Consider the following 17,948-nt stretch of genomic DNA (forward strand, 5'->3'; position numbering starts at 1 on the left):
CCTTCAAATGGTTTATCCATTGTGTCAGGGTTTGAAAGCCTTTGAGATCGTTCGTAAACACTAAGCGATTAGCTAGGTCAATGCCTCTAAAATCTTGCGCACGAGCGACATGTTTGTGTTTAGCGATATCAACACCGACGATCAATGTGTTCTCTGTGATTTGAGAGATTTTGCGATTTTGGTTATAATTCATGTATGAGTCCTCCTTGGTTCCTAAATTAGAGGTCAACATCCGTTGACACTCCGTACTATACCAAGAGGGCTCTATTTTTGTACAACCCGAAAAACCGCTATTTTGCCTCATTTTTCTTCAATACAGGAATGCTCCTTTCTGTTCTGTTTTTTAAACACAAAAAGAAAAAAGCCCGAAACCAGGGCTTTAGTTCAGTTATGGCAAAATCCCCGTTTAAACGACGACGTAACAACAAACGACATTGTCGATAGATCATTTTTGATTTATAACTCGATTCACTACATTTTGCGGAAACTCAAAGTGAGATCACCTTGCACGATAGAGAAAATTTCCCATATAATCCCGTTTTATGGGACCTAATACCTATTTACAATTCTTGCTACAGAATTGTAAAATTAATCCAAACATTATTGTTATATTAACAATGCTTTAATGTTCGATGAACAATGATGTCTTTTTGACCTGATCTGTAACATAAAGGTGATAATATGGCTAGAAAATTACAAAATACTGCTTTAATTGCGATCAATGTCATATCTATTTTTTGTTTAATTGCTGTTCTGATGGGTCAACACGAATTGGGACTGTTTTTAAACTTGCTGTCAAAGGATGCAACCGGGATAGCGATGTTTTTTATTACTGTAATACTATTTTTGTTAGGCATCCTTGTGTATTTATATGTCATTTCTGTTGTACACCATATCATTGGTAGATTTATATTCGGGATAAAGGTCGAATTCGAGATATTTTTTCAGGCCATTTTAACTTTACAATTTTTTTTAGTCCTGGCAGCGATATCAAATCATTTGCTAGGGGACTGGATACATATAAATTATCTATTTTATTTTAATCCGCTTATTATAGCGGGCTTTTACCTAGAATACAGGATTCTAAAAGGATCGGCAAATGTTATTATGTTAAACCCTCTTCTATTCACATTATTTTTATTTATTTTGTTTGAAGCGAGTCAGTTTCTGACTTAAAAATTATGAAAGGAGGGCTGTATGCAATTTTCTTTTACAAAAGTGAACATTAAAGAAGCATTAATCGCTGCCGCAGTCCTCACGTTAGTATTTACGGCGTTCGCAACTATAGCGCACTTCCTTGAAGGGCTTTATGCGTCACGCATTGTACCCGGACTGACATATGCATCGGCAACTGCAGGGTTTCTTGCTGTAAGAAAAGCATGGAAAGCCGGAAAAAAGATAAGGACAGCCTTAAAGGCTGCTTTTGGTTAATAGCCTCCTTAATGATTAGCGTTATCGGTGATGCTACAATAACCTATTTACTTAATAACCACATTGACTTTTTGGCTAGCTGGTAATATGTCATAACAATGTAAACCCAAAAGTTGAACAGAAGAGGGGTTTTTAATATTTTATGCTAAAATCAACCTTCATACAATTGAATAGTATTATACGCATATTTATTCATATGTTTTTCAATTACGTAAAAAATAACATCCCTTTTTTTGGGCGCTTAAAATTATATACAAACCATATAAAATACATTACTATCACCTTATATATATTCTGGGCTTTATTAAGCATTTCTTTTCAGATTTTCTTTGCCGGCTTACCCCGCAATAATAAGCTGTCTAACGCAATTATTTCCATGGCTATTATATTTTTGTTTGCTAATATGATTTATGATTTGCCCAAAAAAAATTTAAGGCAGTTCGTATTACACTCTTATTTCCCCTTAGGAATTAGAATAAAACTAGCTTTTATTATAGAGAGTCTGTTTAATTGTTTGAATTGGATATGTGTCATGCTTTTATATCTTCCTCATTTAATAATGCAACCCATTTTGTATAAGTGGCAGGGTGCATTATTTTTGATTCAATTTCTTTTTGTCTGCATCATTTTATTATTACTGGGTATCTTAATAAACTTAATAGATTTTAATATATACACAAGAAAATTTACTACTTCATTAAAAGTTAAGGCCACTGTTTTGCTAATTTTATTGGGTTTATTTTATTATTACTACCATGATTACTTATATATGTTGAAAAAGATCATGAATGATATATTGGATGGCAGACTACACCAGGTGTTGATAAACCTGGTAGCTTTCCCTGAATATGATTTGTATCACCACTTATTAGATGAAGGTTTTGTCTTGGGAATAACATTGATCATTTTCCTTGCATTAACGTGCCTTTTGAAAATAACAGCAAAAACGATTAAAGATTTCCAAAACAGTAAATATAGTTACGGGAACCTTGGCAACAACATATTTATATTGTATTTCGTTAATACTAAGAGGAGAATTAATTATATCTCTTTTAATTATCTTACCGTTCCTGTCGCAATTCTATCAGTAGATTTTTTGCTAAACAATTTTAATTTTAATTTCAAGAGTAATATGATAATATTGGCAGCTATCAGTGTTATGTATAATATTTTGTTTATAACAAATAGTAGGGATTATCTGTTTTTCTTCTATAATAAGATCCCATTGTATAAAAGATCAATTATGACAGCAACTGTTGTCGTTGTTGATTTTATTTTAATTATGATCATAATAGTGATATTCAATTTTCATTTTCTAATCTATACATCTATTATGAAAGCAATTATTGTGATTATTTTGGTAACTCTTTGTTTGCATTATGTTATCGATAGAATTGTTGTTAGGAAGTGCAATATCCAATATATTGATTTGTATGCACGCATCGTATTTTATTTCATTGTTGCAGTGATTTTTTACACAATTAATAAAGTCAGTGAGATGTTGTAATAGTGTTTAAGGAAAATCCACGTTTGAAATATAAATACCTTATATTCCTACTGGTCTTTTACCTACCTTTTATCATTATTCTAACCCTAGCATTCAATGTAAATGGTATACCTAGAAAGATTGCTTGTACACAGGATATATTTGTCACCTGGAATGAAGTATTTGTTCATAATATTGGGGTTGCTTTGATCACAATTGTATTAGGATTGTGTACTCTTGGATTCTCAACATTGTTTGTTGTTTTATTTAATTATTATTCCATTTTTATAGCGTTTAATCACACAAACTCTTTCACCCGAAATTTAGGGGACACATTCCTAGTATTCAGCCATCTTTGGACGGAAGTCCTAGGGATGTGCATTTCTTATTACCTTTCCCTCCTGTCACTTCAATATGTTACTAACAGATTTGTGAAGAAAAACCTCCTGCCAACTGAAGGTATTAGGGGGATTACGTTACTTTTTGCCATCATGATTACATTATTTCTGATATCTTCAATATTAGAAACTACCATATCATTAAATGCGGTTACAAAATATTGTAAATAATGTTGGTGCGACCCTATGGATGCCATCCGTGCTTGAGTTAAAACAGTATCATTATTTTGACGGATCCTAACACCGGAAAATATCTTGGAAATAAGTCGCAAATAACTGACTTTTATGTCTTGAAAAACGTGCACAATGCACCATCGTATTTTAAAAAGTTCACGGAAGCTTTTTATAATATCGTCACGGTTAAAACCTACATCTTGAATAGACAAGGCTTAGGTTTGCCGGTATTTTAATAATCAATCCAGATTCCAAATTAATTTATGGAGGCAAAGCATGAGATTAATAAATCTATCAAAGAGATTCGGCAAAAAACTGGTTCTTTCGAATTTAAATTTAACGTTACATCCAAATAGAATTTATTGTTTGCTCGGGAGGAATGGTGCAGGTAAGACAACTTTATTAAAGATATTGGGTGGTCATCTTTCACCCTCAGAGGGTAGAATAATGAGGGCTAATAATCAAATGGTTTACTACATACCCGATGATCCTGTCTTTCTAGAGTATTTATCGGGTACTGAAAATATAAAACTGATAGGATCCCTGACAAAAGTAAGGAACTATCACAATTTATTTCACCAATTTAAAGATGAACTAAGCCTGAGTTACCTAGACAGCGAATTGGTTATGAATTATTCAAGGGGCATGCGCGAGTTATTAAGCTTGTCAATGGGGTTGTATATTAATCCAAATGTGCTTTTGTTGGATGAACCAGTAACATCCTTAGACCTTATTAATGCACGGTTAGTGAAAAGTTATTTGAAAAAATATGTTATGAATAACAATATAATGGTTTTTTCAACACACATTATACCACTGGCTTATCAAATAAGTGACGAGTTACTGATAATAACAAATGATAAAGATATTATTAAAGTAGAAAATAGATTTAGATCGGTAAATGACATGGAAAAGACGGTATTAAACTATATCTTTAAATCATTATAATAAATATTTACCGGCGAGGCACTTTGTCGCCTCTGACGCCAATCGATCAGTCATCCCAGGAACTGTCGCTAATGCTGCCCCCAGTATCAAGACGTCAGGACTGTATCTTTTACGCGGTTTTAAACCTATCGCCTCATCAACCGGATAATGCGCGTTGCCATGTTTGTCATACATTAAGCGGCGTCAGTAGGTTACTGGCCCAAAGAAACAGGGAACTGGCGCTCTCCTATCGTCGCGGTTAGGAGTCAAGTTTAGGTCTTCCTTTTCTGCATTTTTCCTCGGAAATCCTCTAAGTCCTTTCGAGGGAAATTTTATACATACCCAATTCTGATTACCCACTAATAGCGAATAAAAAAACTTACCTACAAGCTTATTAGCAAAAGGCAAGAAAGTCCTAGCTTTTGGGGCTGTTTATTTTTGAGTTTTATAATTGATTCATTTTTTCAAACAACTCATCTGTTAGCGATAAGGCTTTTCCTTTGAGGAAAGCGACTTGCTTTAGGGACAAAGCTCCCCTGATGGGAGAGCGTAGATAAAAAATGAATTTCGTCACATATCCAAATAAATGGGGTAATCCTGGGATCAGATTTCTTGAGCTTTGACACAAAAAACAAAAGAAGCCCCCCAATGTGGGAGCTTCTTTTGTTACTAAATCCATGCAATATGCATGTTGTTTGGCCTTCCGCCGTCTATGGCATGAAGATATTAAATAACCAAGTATAGATAGAAATCAATAAAACTAAACATCCGAATACAATATTAAAAAAGCCTTCTTCCGTGAATTGATATATGACTACCTCTTGGAATCCTCCTTCTTCAACTGGTTGTTTGATTCTTTTTAATACAGGTAAGAAAGTAAAAATTTTTTCTAGCCGACATAAGGGCAACTCCGGCTCTACCTTCATTCAAAAACGCTTGGCGTCATCAAGTTTTCTTTTTTATAAAAACAGGAAAAATGGGAATGGATAAGCTAAGAAGCCGTTAAGCATCATGAATATTTTACGAACAATAGTCGCGATAGATTGAAAATAGTTCGATTTTCATTTGACTCATGCGTTCCTTTATTGATAAACTGACAGTGTTGGATTTTTGAATACGAACATTGCAGATACAAAACGGAAAGAGGGAAAGCCCAATGCCATCCGTCGTTGTTGTAGGAGCCCAATGGGGTGACGAAGGAAAAGGCAAAGTCACCGATTATTTATCCGGAAAATCAGAAGTCATTTCCCGTTATCAGGGTGGTGATAATGCCGGCCATACGATAGTTTTTAATGGAAAAAAATATAAACTGCACTTGATCCCGTCCGGTATTTTTTATCCGGAAAAAATTTGTGTTATAGGAAACGGTATGGTTGTCAACCCTAAATCGCTGGTAGAAGAGCTCAATTATTTACATGAAAACGGCATATCAACCAAAAATCTTAAAATCAGCAATCGTGCACATATTATTTTACCCTACCATATCAAATTAGACCGTCTAGAAGAAGAATATAAAGGTCGAGGCAAAATCGGTACAACTAAAAAAGGCATTGGTCCTGCCTATATGGATAAAGCCGCGCGCGTCGGGATTCGCATGGCTGATTTCCTTGAGCCAGACACGTTTAAAGAAAAATTGACAAAAAATCTGGCTGAGAAAAACCGCTTATTTGAAAAGGTGTACGAAACAGACGGTTTTGATGTCGATGAAATGTTTAACGAATATATAAAATATGCTGATGTCATCAGGCCTTATGTTTGTGATACGTCGGTTGTGCTTAATGACGCCTTAGATGAGGGAAAAAGGGTGCTGTTTGAAGGCGCACAAGGGGTCATGCTTGATATCGATCAAGGAACTTACCCGTTTGTCACATCATCAAATCCGGTCGCCGGAGGGGTAACCATTGGCAGTGGCGTCGGGCCGACAAAAATTCATCATGTCATTGGTGTTGTCAAAGCCTATACTACCCGTGTTGGTGACGGTCCGTTTCCGACAGAGCTCCATGATGAGATCGGTGAGCGGATTCGCGAAGTGGGTCATGAATACGGCACAACGACGGGCCGCCCGCGCCGAGTCGGTTGGTTTGACAGCGTCGTGGTTCGGCATGCCAAACGCGTCAGCGGCATTACGGACTTAACCCTAAATCATCTTGATGTTTTAACAGGGTTAGAAAAAGTTAAAATTTGTGTGGCCTATAATTATAACGGACAAATTATAGAAGATTATCCCGCGAGCCTAAAAATACTCCAAGAATGTCAGCCGATCTACGAAGAAATGCCGGGATGGCAAGAAGATATAACTGGTGTAACCGGGCTTGATGACTTGCCCGAAGCGGCCCGACATTATGTTGAGAGAATTTCACAGCTTACGGGGATACCGCTTTCCATTTTCTCTGTTGGTCCGGATCGCTCACAAACCCATCTCGTCCGTCCGGTATTTTTATAAAGTGGCGTACGCTTACACCTTTTGAAAAACATCGTCTAAAACGCATAGCGGTCTCAGACATCTGTCTGAAGACCGCTTTTTGATGCTGGTGGGATAGTATAACATTTTTTAGGCGAGTAAAAAGACCATGCCAGCATAAGGGCAACGAAGGCTCCGCCATCACCTAATAGTTTGGCGGAGCCAAATGTTCTTTAAGTCTTCAAGTATACAGGCTAATCGCCGGGCTTACGGAATATTCGGTTTTTAGAAAAAAGCCTACTTGCATTCCCTGCCAAAACGATAGCGGGGTATGTTATGTGACCGTATCATTTTCATAAGCTTGCCCTAACTCCATTGAACGTTCGGTGGCGCGGCGGATACAGGCGATCAAGGCTTCTTGGTAATTAAATTTGCGTAAAACTTCCAACCCTGCCTGTGTCGTACCACCGGGACTTGTGACTTGTTTTCGCAGCGTCTGTGCATCCATCTTCGTTGATTTTAGCATTTCCGCAGAGCCTAACAATGTTTGTATGACAAGATCTCTAGCAACGGCTGTATCCAATCCAATATCTTTTGCTGCTTTCTCCATAGATTCCACAAGATAGTAAATATAGGCCGGACCGCTCCCTGATAGGCCGGTAACGGCGTGAAGGCGGTCTTCGGAGACGATGACGACTGAACCGATCGTCTCGAACAGCCTTTTTGCCCATTGGAGATCTTCACTTGATGCGTATTTTCCGGGAGCGATGGCGGTGGCCGACTTTCCAACGGCAGCCGAAGTATTTGGCATCGCGCGAATCACCGCAACAGGTTTTTCCATCACCCGGGAAATAAAGTCGGATGAAACCCCGGCCACAACCGATATGAGACGTTGATCGACATCAATGTACGGAGCAATAGCCGCCATTGCAACTTTTGCGTCTTTAGGCTTGACGGCTAAGATAATGGTATTGGCATCTTTTACCGTTTCCTTTTTGTCATTTGAACAGCGCACATTGTATTGGGTTGCCAATCGTTCAAGCCGCTTGCGGTTGTCTTTGTTTGTCACAAATATGTTTTCTGGTCGAATAAATCCCTTTTTAAGAATTCCACAGATGATCGCTTCAGTCATCGAACCGGCACCGATAAAAGCTAACTTTTCCACTCGAGTCACTCCCATCCGTCGATTTTAAATGAATGTAAATAAAAAATCCCATTCGCATCCTGTTAAAAAGGACGGAAATGGGATGAATCCGCGGTACCACCTTTATTGCCCGCCAAATGCATGACGGACCGCTCGAAATCCGATAACGCACGGTGCGGTCAAGTTTAATCCTTGACGGCTCCCAGGTGGGTTCAATAATCTTAGGCGGTGGAATCTCCCAGCCTTTGAATTCCACTCTCTTTCGCGCCTTTTACCGATTATTTACTGGTCTGTTCATCGCCGATGACTTTTTTAGTTTATAGTATTATGCAACGCTGGCGAAAAAGATGTCAAGGCTTTTTTTCATACTGGTAAAAAAGTCGATCCTCAATATGTGGGAAGAAAAGGATGCTTTTGCTATAGATTGGGAAATTGGATTTATAGTGTCAGCATAATGGTCATTAAGCTCTGCCTTCGCCTTGAAGGCTTGCGGTACCAAATTTCTTGATCACATGATGCGAGAAATCCCGATGATTCGTAAACGCTATAACAAGCAAAAAGGCGGCTGCTTATTTTTCTTCTAAAAAATTTAAACAATGACGTATACTAAACATATCTCATAGGGTTAAAAAGAGTAGAAATACCGCAAAACCGTAAAGTGCAAGAGATTCAAAAAAAAGTGACCGTATGGTAAAATAAGTAGAACAATATGTGTTGTATTCCCGGAGGGAGCACTATGGATAAGAAAATTCTCGTCGTTGACGATGAACAACCCATTGCAGATATACTTGAATTTAATTTAAAAAAGGAAGGCTATGACGTCATTGTCGCTTATGATGGTGTAGAAGCGTTGCGAAAGGTTGAGGAAGAACAACCCGACCTGATTTTATTGGATGTCATGTTACCGCAAAAGGACGGCATGGAAGTGTGCCGAGAAATTCGGAAAAAATACAACATGCCGATTATCATGCTGACGGCAAAAGACTCGGAAATCGATAAAGTTCTAGGTCTTGAAATGGGAGCGGATGACTATGTCACAAAGCCTTTCAGCAATCGCGAACTCATCGCCCGCGTAAAAGCCAATTTGCGCCGTCACCAACAAGAGTCTTCAAAAGATGAAGATAAGAATGAGATTACCGTTGGAAGCTTGACGATTCACCCGGAAGCCTATTTGGTGACGAAACGCGGGGAAACGATCGAACTGACGCACAGGGAGTTTGAGCTGCTGCATTACCTGGCAAAGCACCTTGGACAAGTGATGACCCGCGAGCATTTGTTACAGACCGTTTGGGGATATGACTATTTCGGCGATGTGCGAACGGTAGATGTAACAGTGCGCAGGCTTCGTGAGAAAGTAGAGGATAATCCGAGCCGGCCCGCCTGGATCGTCACGCGGCGAGGTGTCGGCTATTATCTGAGAAACCCCGATCAGGAGTAATGTCAGAATGAAAAAAGTCGGTCTTTTTAAATCGATTCAATTTAAATTCGTTTTAATCTACACGCTGCTCATTCTGCTTGCTATGCAGTTGATCGGCGTCTTTTTTTCGGACCGCATGGAAAAAACGTCACTTGATTCCTTTCAAAAACAATTGGTGAATCAAGCCGATATTTTAGCGAACAGCATCAGCGAGATTATGAAAGAAGGCAATCGGAATGACCGGAATCAACTCATTAAAGATGTTCAGGATCAAATCAATGAGGTGAGTGACCCGAGGCAAGTCATTCAAGTGTACGATGAAAACGGCATCTTGCTTGGGACGACCGAACCGAACCAAACAAATGATATCGGCAAACAGACAGCGGACCCTAACATTCGGCAAAATCTTCTCTCTTTGACCGAAGTGAAATCGGAAATCTCACAAAACCCAAAAACGCGGGAAAGAGTCATGGCCGTTGTTCGGCCGATTCGGGTCAACAATTCGCTAGGCGGGTTGATTTATATCGAAAAGTCTCTCTACGATGTGTACAGTAATCTCCGACAAGTTAACCAAATGCTCGCCTCGGCAACGCTCATGGCTTTAATTGTCACGGCGCTTTTAGGTTTTTTTCTTGCCCGCACCTTTACCCGGCCGCTTTTGAAAATGCGTCAGCAAGCCTTAGCCGTCTCTCAAGGGGATTTTTCCCAACGGGTTAGGCACTTTGATAATGATGAAATCGGACAATTGGCGGATTCTTTTAATAGCATGACGATGCGCCTCGAAGAAGCCAATGCCACAACCGAGGCCGAACGGCGGAAGCTAAGGTCGGTTCTGACATACATGACGGATGGCGTTGTGGCCACAGACCGATTCGGGCATGTCATTTTAATGAATAACCGAGCGGAGGAACTGCTTAGGATTTATCGACAAAATTTTCTCGGCGAACCCATTACGAAGCTTTTAAAGATTGAAGACGAATACACGCTTGATGACTTATTCGAATCCGAAGACGCAATGATCTTAGATTTCAGCTCCGATGAGGAAAAATTGTTAATTCGCGCCAACTTCTCGATTATTAAAAAGGAAAACGGGGTGCCAGATGGCTTAATTGCGGTGCTTCACGATGTCACGGAACAAGAACAAATTGAAGAAGAGCGGCGGGAATTCGTGGCCAATGTCTCACATGAATTGCGGACACCGCTGACGACGATGAAAAGTTATCTGGAGGCCTTGGCCGAGGGTGCCATTGAAGATCATGAACTCGCCCATAAATTTTTGAATGTGACGCAAAATGAAACGGAACGTATGATTCGTTTGGTTAACGATTTATTGCAACTCTCGAAACTCGATGCCCGTAATTCCGATTTCCATATTGAAGTGACTAACTATGTGACGTTTATTGAAGATATCATCGACCGTTTTGAAATGAGTAAAACACAAAACATCACCTTTATTCGGAAACTGCCGAAAAAACCGATTTATATTTACATGGACCAAGATAAAATGACCCAAGTTGTTGATAATATCATTTCAAACGCGATCAAGTATTCTCCGCAAGGCGGGACGATTACCATTAAAGTCGTGATGAAAGGCCGGCATATTATTACGGGCATAAAAGACCAAGGGGTTGGCATACCTAAGGAAAATCTATCAAAAATCTTTGAACGTTTTTATCGCGTTGACCGGGCTCGTTCTCGGAAACTCGGTGGGACAGGCCTGGGGCTTGCCATTGCCAAAGAAATTATTTCAGCTCACGGTGGCGAAATTTGGGCAGACAGCGAATGGACGAAAGGCACGACCATATATTTTACACTCCCTATGACTAGAGGGGGCGAGTAAATGAACCGAGAAACATTAAAATCCATCGTGCTTGCGGCATTAGTTATCCTAAGCCTCATTCAAACGTACAGCATTTGGACTTACCAAGGGAATTTTGAAGCGAAAAGCGCAGCCGAAAGTCCGAATATCAAACCGATCGCGCCGGAAAATGATTTGAACTTCAGCGATGTTGTTAAACCGTTTCAATTGCTTCATATCAATGCCGATGATAAAAGTGTATTAGGCTCATACGGGACGATGGTCGATACCGTCTATAATAAGGTGTTGAATATGAAATGGACGGTTAACATCAGTGACAACGTTCCGTCACAATATGATGCTTATGAAATGGTTTTCCCGGCACCGTTAATCATGGAGACCATTCAGACGTTATTTGATTTTGGCCAAAGAAAAACAACCATTCGTCAAGATTGGCTCATTGACCGCATCCGCATTTATCAATTAGAATCACAAACTTTACTCGCTTTTATGGATGCTAATGAAGATGTTAAATTTACGGCAACAAGTCCTGATGTGCTTTTTAAAAAGGATGGCGATTATTACGATAAAAACTTTTATCCTTGCCATAGGGTAGCTTTAAAAGGAAAAGTGGTCTATATTCCCAAGACGGCGTTAACCTTAGAAAAACTGACTTATCCGTTTACACTTGTTGATATTAAGGAGTTTAAACCAATCTTTTTCAATAATCTTCTGCGGACGTATTACAGTCATGGGGCCTATACAGATGGCAATAGCCTTCTTAAGCAAGATGACGATAGCTATGTGTTAAGATATGTGAATCCCGCCACAGGGGGTAACACGGTGATTTCCGACCCCATTTATAAGGGTTATTCGTTTATTGACAGTCATAGCGGTTGGACAGATAAAAATTTTGTTTATGATTATTTTGATTCCAGGCCTGAAGATAACGAAGACAGTGTCGATTTCCGCCTTATGCGAAAAGGACTTCCGGTATACAGCGTCTCCGCTTATCCGTCCGAAGCGATGATTTCGTTATCTTGGGAGAATGGCATTTTAAACAAAGTGGATCGGACGCTTATCAAAATTGGTGGTTCAGCCTTAAGCAGCGAGCCAGAGACTATCTATTCGGGAGAAGACCTTTTGGCGATTTTATCCCGTTCCCATATTTTAAGTAAATTCTTGGAAGATCTGCGAATTGGCTATTGGATGGAGATTAATGCCAGCTCCCATTTAGTCAACTTAGTACCGGATTGGTTTTTTAAAACAAATGGTCAATGGGTGAGCCTTGAAGATTACATTAGCCGCACCTCCCAAGGTAACGGAAAGGGAGATGGCGAATGAACTGGCATAAAACGAAGACAATTTTTATCATTTGTTTTTTATTGTTGGATATCTTCCTGGGTTATCAGATGTATCAACGCTTGAGAGAAAACCAAGAACAACTGAACAATTTCCAAAAAAGTAATCCTTATGAGTCCAGTCGAACAGTCAACATTCCGAGAGAGGTAGACATCCCCTCCATAGATGGGAAAATGTATTTTATCAAAGGCACATTCGTTAATTTTAAGGAAGATGACGAGGCAAAAAAAGGACTGAAAAAAATTCAAGGCGACCATCCCGAAATTTCATTTACAACAAGCGCCAACGGTCAAATTCTAAATGCCGTTTTTACAAATGATAGACAAAAAATCCAAAAGCCGAAGACAACTGCCGAGATGCAGGCCTTTTTAAAAACATTTGTTTATAAAGGCGATTTATACAAACATTGGTCGACAACCAATGACAAAGATAAAGTGATTCATTTTGTACAAATGGTTGACGGCAACCCTTTGTACTCTGTATCCGTTAACGACGGAGACCTATATATGTTGAATGTCTACACTGATGGGGATTTGGTCACGGGCTATCAACAAGTTTTAATTAAAACGACCAAGCAAAACCCCGTGAAGGTGACGATGTCAGGTCAAGACGCTATTCAACTGATCGCGGACAATTATTTACCAATGGGTCATAATCCAAAAGTCACGGATATAGAGATTGGCTATATCAATTTGGCCACGGATATAGAGGAAAGCCGGGATTTGCCATATATTTTGGCCTGGTATATCAATGTCAAAAGCGACCAAGGCAATCGTGCTTTCTTTGTCACGATGTTTGGTAAGGTTTATGAATATGACAACGGGGAGAAGAGTTCAAGTGCCAATTAGATTTAGCGTTTTGGCGAGCGGCAGTACAGGAAATGCCATATATATTGAAACAGACCAACAAAGGCTTCTCATTGATTGTGGTTTAAGCAGCAGAAAAATGGAGGGGCTTTTTCAGAAAATTAACCGCGACCCCTCCCAGCTCGACGGATTGTTGGTCACACACGAACATAGCGACCATATAAAAGGTCTGGGAGCTTTTGCAAGACGCTATCAAACACCGATCTACGCAAACGAAAAAACGTGGAAAGCCATGGAAGATGCTGTTGGTACGCTTTCAACGGATCAAAAATTTATTTTTCCGGCTGGCACAGTCAAGACCTTCGGCGATATCGATGTGGAATCATTCCAAGTCTCACATGATGCGGCCGAGCCCATGTTTTTTGTTTTTCACCATGGTGGAAAACGTCTTGCCTTAGCGACGGATTTGGGCTATGTCTCGGAACGGATCAAAAAAATTATTGACGGAGCCGACGCCTATATTTTAGAAGCGAACCATGATATACAGATGCTTCTCGCCGGGCGTTATCCGTGGAACGTCAAGCGGCGCATTCTCGGAGATTCTGGCCATATTTCCAATGAGGATGCGGGGGAGGCACTCGCTGACGTGTTTTCCGACCGCACCAAACAGGTGTATTTGGCGCATTTAAGTAAAGACAATAACATGAAGGAATTAGCCCGGATGTCGGTGGCGGAAAAACTCCTTCAACGCGGCATCCGAGCAGGGTTTGACCTTGAATTATTTGATACCGACCCGGAAAACCCGACCAAAATAGCAGCCGTATAAAAAAGAACCACTATGGATGGTTCTTTTTTATATCCTGATGTGTTCAGATAATGCAGTTAACGTTTAACACTCAATAGGGATGTTTTCGACGGCAAAAACAGGGTAACAATAAATAACGGCTTTTCTTGTATTGGTAAGAAAGGATATCCTTTATAAGGTCAGTAAAAGAGCAGCAAAGGTCTTACCTTCGTCCAAAAGGCATGCACTGGCTTTATAACGAGGCGAGCATAAGGATAACTAATGCTCTACCATCGTCAAAAAAAGGCTTGGCAGAGCCAAAATTCCTATACAATGATTTTCAAAAATGTTACATATTCCGATGAATCCAGTGTGCCGTGGATATAATAAAAATCAAAGGAAAAACGGAAGGCAGGTATGAGTCATGGGTTATTACGACAGTCATTATTCAGACCCAGAAACACCAAAATCGTCCGGTAATCGCAAGGGCTGGTTTTGGTCTGGTTTACTAGGGGCTATCATTGGGATCATCGTCTTTTTCGTTCTGTCACCGTTTTTAGCTAGTCAAGGGTGGCTGCCGAGTTATAATCAAAACAATGCTTCCACACAAGTAACCGGTCCAACTACTAACAAAACGGTGAACGTGGATGTGCATTCTGCGGTCATAGATGCCGTCAATAAAGTGTCACCCGCTGTCGTGGCGGTTATCAACATGCAAAGCGCGAACTTTTTTGATAATAAATATACGGAAGCCGGCATCGGTTCAGGCATTGTATACAAGAAATCGGGCGATTACGCCTATGTGGTGACGAATAATCACGTCGTTGAAGGCGCAAATAAAGTGGAAGTCCGGTTTGATGACCAAACTAAAGTCGATGCGGAACTTCTTGGCAAGGATTCATTATATGACTTAGCCGTACTCCGGATCCCTGCTAAATACGTGAAAGTCGTCGCTTCCTTTGGAAACAGTGATAAATTAAAACTCGGTGAACCAGTCGTTGCCATCGGCAACCCGCTCGGCTTCTCCGGAACGGTAACACAAGGCATTGTCAGCTCAGCCAACCGAAGCATTCAACGGACGGTGCAAACAAATGGCGGACAGGTGAATTATAACGCACAAGTCATTCAAACGGATGCCGCGATCAATCCAGGGAACAGCGGCGGTGCGCTTGTCAACCTTGCCGGGCAAGTGGTCGGTATTAACTCTCTTAAAATCGCTGAAACCTCCGTTGAGGGGATTGGCTTTGCCATTCCGATTAATATTGCCACTCCCGTCATCAATCAACTTGAGACCAAAGGAAAAATTGAGCGGCCATATCTCGGTATTAGTCTTGTTGGGCTTGACGAGTTGCCGGCTTCAGCCATTCAACAGCTTAAAGTTCCGGATAACGTCAAAGGCGGCATCGTCGTCACGGCCGTTAGCCCGGGCAGCCCAGCACAAAGAGCGGGCATTAAAGAAGGCGACCTGATTGTACAAATCGATGATTACAAAGTGAAAAACTATGTCGATTTCTCTACGTACTTGTATACCAATCTGAAGGTTGGTCAAAAGGTGAAGGTCAAAGTTTACCGTTATGGAAAGCTGAAAACATTAGAAATGACCCTTGGTGGCAAAGTCTTTTCGTAAAACGGAATAAAATACGAGATCGGCCGCATGCGGCCGATTTCTTTTTCTAACGGCAAAAAAATTGCGCATAGCAATGGGGTTTATACGGCGAATGAGCCTTCTTAGGGTGTTGCACTGTTGGCGTGTATGTCCGATTTCCCAATAAATATAAGAGAACGTGTCCAATGGGTTATAATAAAATTAACACCATCATGAAAGGGTTTTTGAGCATGATTTATTGTTGCTTGGACGATGTGGATTTAGCTTTAGAAGCAATCGTGGACAAAACACAACTTGCTCCTGTGATTGATCAAATTCCTAAAGAGGAGCAATTATCCACACGCTGTGAATACTGCGGAGCACCCGCCGTATATATTGTGACAAACAGCCATTCCCATACAGAATGTGGACAATAAATGTGGATATGTGGATAAGTTCTGGGGATAACCTGTGATTATAGGAGGATAACTTGTGCATATTACGATTCTTGCGGTCGGTAAAATGAAAGAAAAATACCTCAAACAGGGGATTGAGGAATATACCAAACGCCTCGGACCATACGCCAAAATATCCATCGTTGAAGTTCCCGATGAACCGGCATCAGACCGCCTAAGTGCCGCAGAAATTGAAGCTGTAAAAAATATTGAAGGGGAACGGCTTCTGTCAAAAATAGCCCCGGATACATATGTCATCGCTCTGGCCATAAAGGGCAAAACTTTTACCTCAGAACAATTTGCGGCGGAGCTGGAGAGTCTGGCAACATACGGCAAAAGCAAAGTTGCTTTTGTCATTGGTGGTTCAAACGGTTTGAGCGAAGACGTCCTCCGCCGTGCCGACCGTAAGCTTTCATTCTCATCCTTTACCTTCCCGCACCAACTTATGCGCTTAATCTTGATCGAGCAGATCTACAGAGCTTTTAAAATCAATAGGAGTGAACCGTATCACAAATAGTGGTAAACCAGAAAAACTTGTCAATATAAAATGTTTGATCCTTTTGAAAATATCATTACCTCATATGTTTTAACTCCAAAAGAAGCATACGCTATTAAAAATGTTATTCCTGAAGAACATAGAGTAACTATTGCATACTACTTATCTATTCAGTTTATGAGAACGAAAGAATATCGAGAAAAAATTATTCAAATGTATGAAAAAGGTACAAAATTTTTATTAAAAAAGGGTCTAAGTAGCGAAATTGATCCAGCATTCCTCAATGATATTGAAATTAAATTAAAAAAGAATAGGATTAATTTAATTCACAATGAGTATTTGTTGGATACCGAGATATTGGAAGGATTATCACTAGCACTTCTAAGTCATATTTGGTTTGTAGCAGTTAATGAAACTGAAGAGATGTTTTATACATCCGATAATCCACTAGTTTTATATGGACATAAAGAACATCAGGGACTAAAGAGTGAAGGAATAGAAGTTATATTTCCAATAACCCCAAAGTTAGCACTCGTTATGCGTGAAGTAGAGTATTTTAAGAAGGATTTAGCAAAATTCAATAAATTTATTCCAGTGACTAAAAGTTATGTTGAGTTTAGCAATTCTCTTCAAGTGTATCAATCGTACAGATACATTTTCTCTAAAAATAGTAACTTTTCGCTAGCATCTAAAATACTCACTGAGAATCCAGAACTATGCGATGTTAATAGAGATCGATTTTTAATGGGGTAAGGATGAGGGTATGAAATTGAGAACCTATTCATTACTAAATGAACGTATTTGAAGTGATACCTTTGAAATAGTTCCAGAATTCTATTGGTCTTTCTGGGGCGTTTTTTTATTAAGAGGGACAATTCCTAATGAGAAATGAATTATTTGCTCCATAGCCAAATTTGACAAGCCAAGAAAGCAATATATAATGTCCATACCACTGTTTACGTGACAGGGATATGCCATCAATAAAACTTTGGACAACTGAAAGGAGAATTATCTAAATGGTTATCAAAACACTAATAGACGCAAAACAATTTGTTGAAAACTTTAAAAAATATGCCTGTATAGACCCTAATGACGGAAGATACAAATTCAGTTTTAACGACTTGAATATATATGCAGGAGGTACAACAGAGTTAATATTAGGGGAAGATAACGTATTTTATAATTACTCGAATGAATTTCATAAATCACAACCCTTACGGGACAAGGTTTTCAAAACATAAAAAAGGAAGTACCTCCCCAAATCTCGAAATAGTTAAGTAGCAT

The 17,948-nt window shown here is 39.7% G+C and carries 15 protein-coding genes and 1 pseudogene; 13 read left to right on the forward strand and 3 right to left on the reverse strand.

The features are described from left to right. Positions 1–193: pseudogene (locus H532_RS20640) on the reverse strand (IS110 family transposase); the annotation flags it as partial. A gap of 1,004 nt (positions 194–1,197) precedes the next feature. Here H532_RS20640 and H532_RS0112615 point away from each other — a divergent pair. Both H532_RS0112615 and H532_RS0112635 read left to right on the forward strand, forming a co-directional pair. Then, positions 1,198–1,431, forward strand: a complete 234-nt coding sequence (locus H532_RS0112615; protein ID WP_027725776.1) for a hypothetical protein — start codon at positions 1,198–1,200, stop codon at positions 1,429–1,431. A 2,334-nt stretch (positions 1,432–3,765) separates the two neighbouring features. Continuing rightward, a complete protein-coding gene (locus tag H532_RS0112635) occupies positions 3,766–4,437 on the forward strand; it encodes an ATP-binding cassette domain-containing protein (protein WP_027725780.1) in 672 nt (223 codons plus the stop codon). Here the strand turns inward: H532_RS0112635 and H532_RS20415 are convergent. Next, a complete protein-coding gene (locus H532_RS20415) occupies positions 4,432–4,611 on the reverse strand; it encodes a hypothetical protein (protein ID WP_155995055.1) in 180 nt (59 codons plus the stop codon). The two genes, H532_RS0112635 and H532_RS20415, sit on opposite strands and share 6 nt — an antisense overlap. A 961-nt stretch (positions 4,612–5,572) precedes the next feature. Here H532_RS20415 and H532_RS0112640 point away from each other — a divergent pair. After that, positions 5,573–6,859 carry an adenylosuccinate synthase gene (locus H532_RS0112640; RefSeq protein WP_027725781.1) on the forward strand — a complete coding sequence of 429 codons (1,287 nt, stop codon included), beginning with the start codon at positions 5,573–5,575 and terminating at the stop codon, positions 6,857–6,859. 292 nt (positions 6,860–7,151) lie between these two features. Here the strand turns inward: H532_RS0112640 and proC are convergent, their stop codons facing one another. Beyond that, positions 7,152–7,991 carry a pyrroline-5-carboxylate reductase gene (proC, locus tag H532_RS0112645; RefSeq protein ID WP_425426281.1) on the reverse strand — a complete coding sequence of 280 codons (840 nt, stop codon included), beginning with the start codon at positions 7,989–7,991 and terminating at the stop codon, positions 7,152–7,154. A 706-nt stretch (positions 7,992–8,697) separates the two neighbouring features. On the opposite strand from proC, the gene yycF reads away from it, so the two are divergent. The 10 genes from yycF (at position 8,698) to H532_RS0112695 (ending at position 17,905) form a co-directional block, all read left to right on the forward strand. Further along, complete coding sequence (gene yycF / locus H532_RS0112650) at positions 8,698–9,399, forward strand: response regulator YycF (RefSeq protein ID WP_027725783.1); 702 nt, start codon at positions 8,698–8,700, stop codon at positions 9,397–9,399. 7 nt (positions 9,400–9,406) lie between these two features. Further along, positions 9,407–11,218 (forward strand): cell wall metabolism sensor histidine kinase WalK, encoded by a 1,812-nt coding sequence (walK, locus tag H532_RS0112655; protein WP_027725784.1) that lies wholly within the window; start codon positions 9,407–9,409, stop codon positions 11,216–11,218. Further along, positions 11,219–12,520: a YycH family regulatory protein gene (locus H532_RS0112660; protein WP_027725785.1), complete on the forward strand. Its 1,302-nt coding sequence runs from the start codon at positions 11,219–11,221 to the stop codon at positions 12,518–12,520. Further along, positions 12,517–13,386: a two-component system regulatory protein YycI gene (gene yycI, locus H532_RS0112665; RefSeq protein ID WP_027725786.1), complete on the forward strand. Its 870-nt coding sequence runs from the start codon at positions 12,517–12,519 to the stop codon at positions 13,384–13,386. Before H532_RS0112660 ends, yycI begins: the two co-directional genes overlap by 4 nt. Next, positions 13,376–14,170 (forward strand): MBL fold metallo-hydrolase, encoded by a 795-nt coding sequence (locus H532_RS0112670; RefSeq protein ID WP_027725787.1) that lies wholly within the window; start codon positions 13,376–13,378, stop codon positions 14,168–14,170. The genes yycI and H532_RS0112670 overlap by 11 nt, the downstream gene beginning before the upstream one ends. A gap of 382 nt (positions 14,171–14,552) precedes the next feature. Continuing rightward, positions 14,553–15,755, forward strand: a complete 1,203-nt coding sequence (locus H532_RS0112675; RefSeq protein ID WP_027725788.1) for a S1C family serine protease — start codon at positions 14,553–14,555, stop codon at positions 15,753–15,755. 164 nt (positions 15,756–15,919) lie between these two features. Continuing rightward, entirely contained in the window at positions 15,920–16,150 is a 231-nt protein-coding gene (locus H532_RS0112680; protein ID WP_245566470.1) for a CxxH/CxxC protein, read from the forward strand. 55 nt (positions 16,151–16,205) lie between these two features. Then, positions 16,206–16,685 carry a 23S rRNA (pseudouridine(1915)-N(3))-methyltransferase RlmH gene (gene rlmH, locus H532_RS0112685; RefSeq protein WP_027725790.1) on the forward strand — a complete coding sequence of 160 codons (480 nt, stop codon included), beginning with the start codon at positions 16,206–16,208 and terminating at the stop codon, positions 16,683–16,685. 30 nt (positions 16,686–16,715) lie between these two features. Further along, positions 16,716–17,417, forward strand: a complete 702-nt coding sequence (locus tag H532_RS0112690; RefSeq protein WP_027725791.1) for a DUF4238 domain-containing protein — start codon at positions 16,716–16,718, stop codon at positions 17,415–17,417. 263 nt (positions 17,418–17,680) lie between these two features. Continuing rightward, entirely contained in the window at positions 17,681–17,905 is a 225-nt protein-coding gene (locus H532_RS0112695) for a hypothetical protein (RefSeq protein WP_027725792.1), read from the forward strand. The last annotated feature ends 43 nt before the right edge of the window (positions 17,906–17,948 follow it).

It is taken from the genome of Tuberibacillus calidus DSM 17572 (assembly GCF_000430685.1).
GTDB lineage: Bacteria > Bacillota > Bacilli > Bacillales > Sporolactobacillaceae > Tuberibacillus > Tuberibacillus calidus.

Excerpts from the sequence above, each read along its gene's own strand:
- H532_RS0112615 (WP_027725776.1), top strand. The coding sequence starts at position 1,198 with ATGCAATTTTCTTTTACAAAAGTGAACATTAAAGAAGCATTAATCGCT.
- H532_RS0112635 (WP_027725780.1), top strand. The coding sequence starts at position 3,766 with ATGAGATTAATAAATCTATCAAAGAGATTCGGCAAAAAACTGGTTCTT.
- H532_RS20415 (WP_155995055.1), bottom strand. The coding sequence starts at position 4,611 with ATGTATGACAAACATGGCAACGCGCATTATCCGGTTGATGAGGCGATA.
- H532_RS0112640 (WP_027725781.1), top strand. The coding sequence starts at position 5,573 with ATGCCATCCGTCGTTGTTGTAGGAGCCCAATGGGGTGACGAAGGAAAA.
- yycF (WP_027725783.1), top strand. The coding sequence starts at position 8,698 with ATGGATAAGAAAATTCTCGTCGTTGACGATGAACAACCCATTGCAGAT.
- walK (WP_027725784.1), top strand. The coding sequence starts at position 9,407 with ATGAAAAAAGTCGGTCTTTTTAAATCGATTCAATTTAAATTCGTTTTA.
- H532_RS0112660 (WP_027725785.1), top strand. The coding sequence starts at position 11,219 with ATGAACCGAGAAACATTAAAATCCATCGTGCTTGCGGCATTAGTTATC.
- yycI (WP_027725786.1), top strand. The coding sequence starts at position 12,517 with ATGAACTGGCATAAAACGAAGACAATTTTTATCATTTGTTTTTTATTG.
- H532_RS0112675 (WP_027725788.1), top strand. The coding sequence starts at position 14,553 with ATGGGTTATTACGACAGTCATTATTCAGACCCAGAAACACCAAAATCG.
- H532_RS0112680 (WP_245566470.1), top strand. The coding sequence starts at position 15,920 with ATGGGTTATAATAAAATTAACACCATCATGAAAGGGTTTTTGAGCATG.
- H532_RS0112690 (WP_027725791.1), top strand. The coding sequence starts at position 16,716 with ATGTTTGATCCTTTTGAAAATATCATTACCTCATATGTTTTAACTCCA.
- H532_RS0112695 (WP_027725792.1), top strand. The coding sequence starts at position 17,681 with ATGGTTATCAAAACACTAATAGACGCAAAACAATTTGTTGAAAACTTT.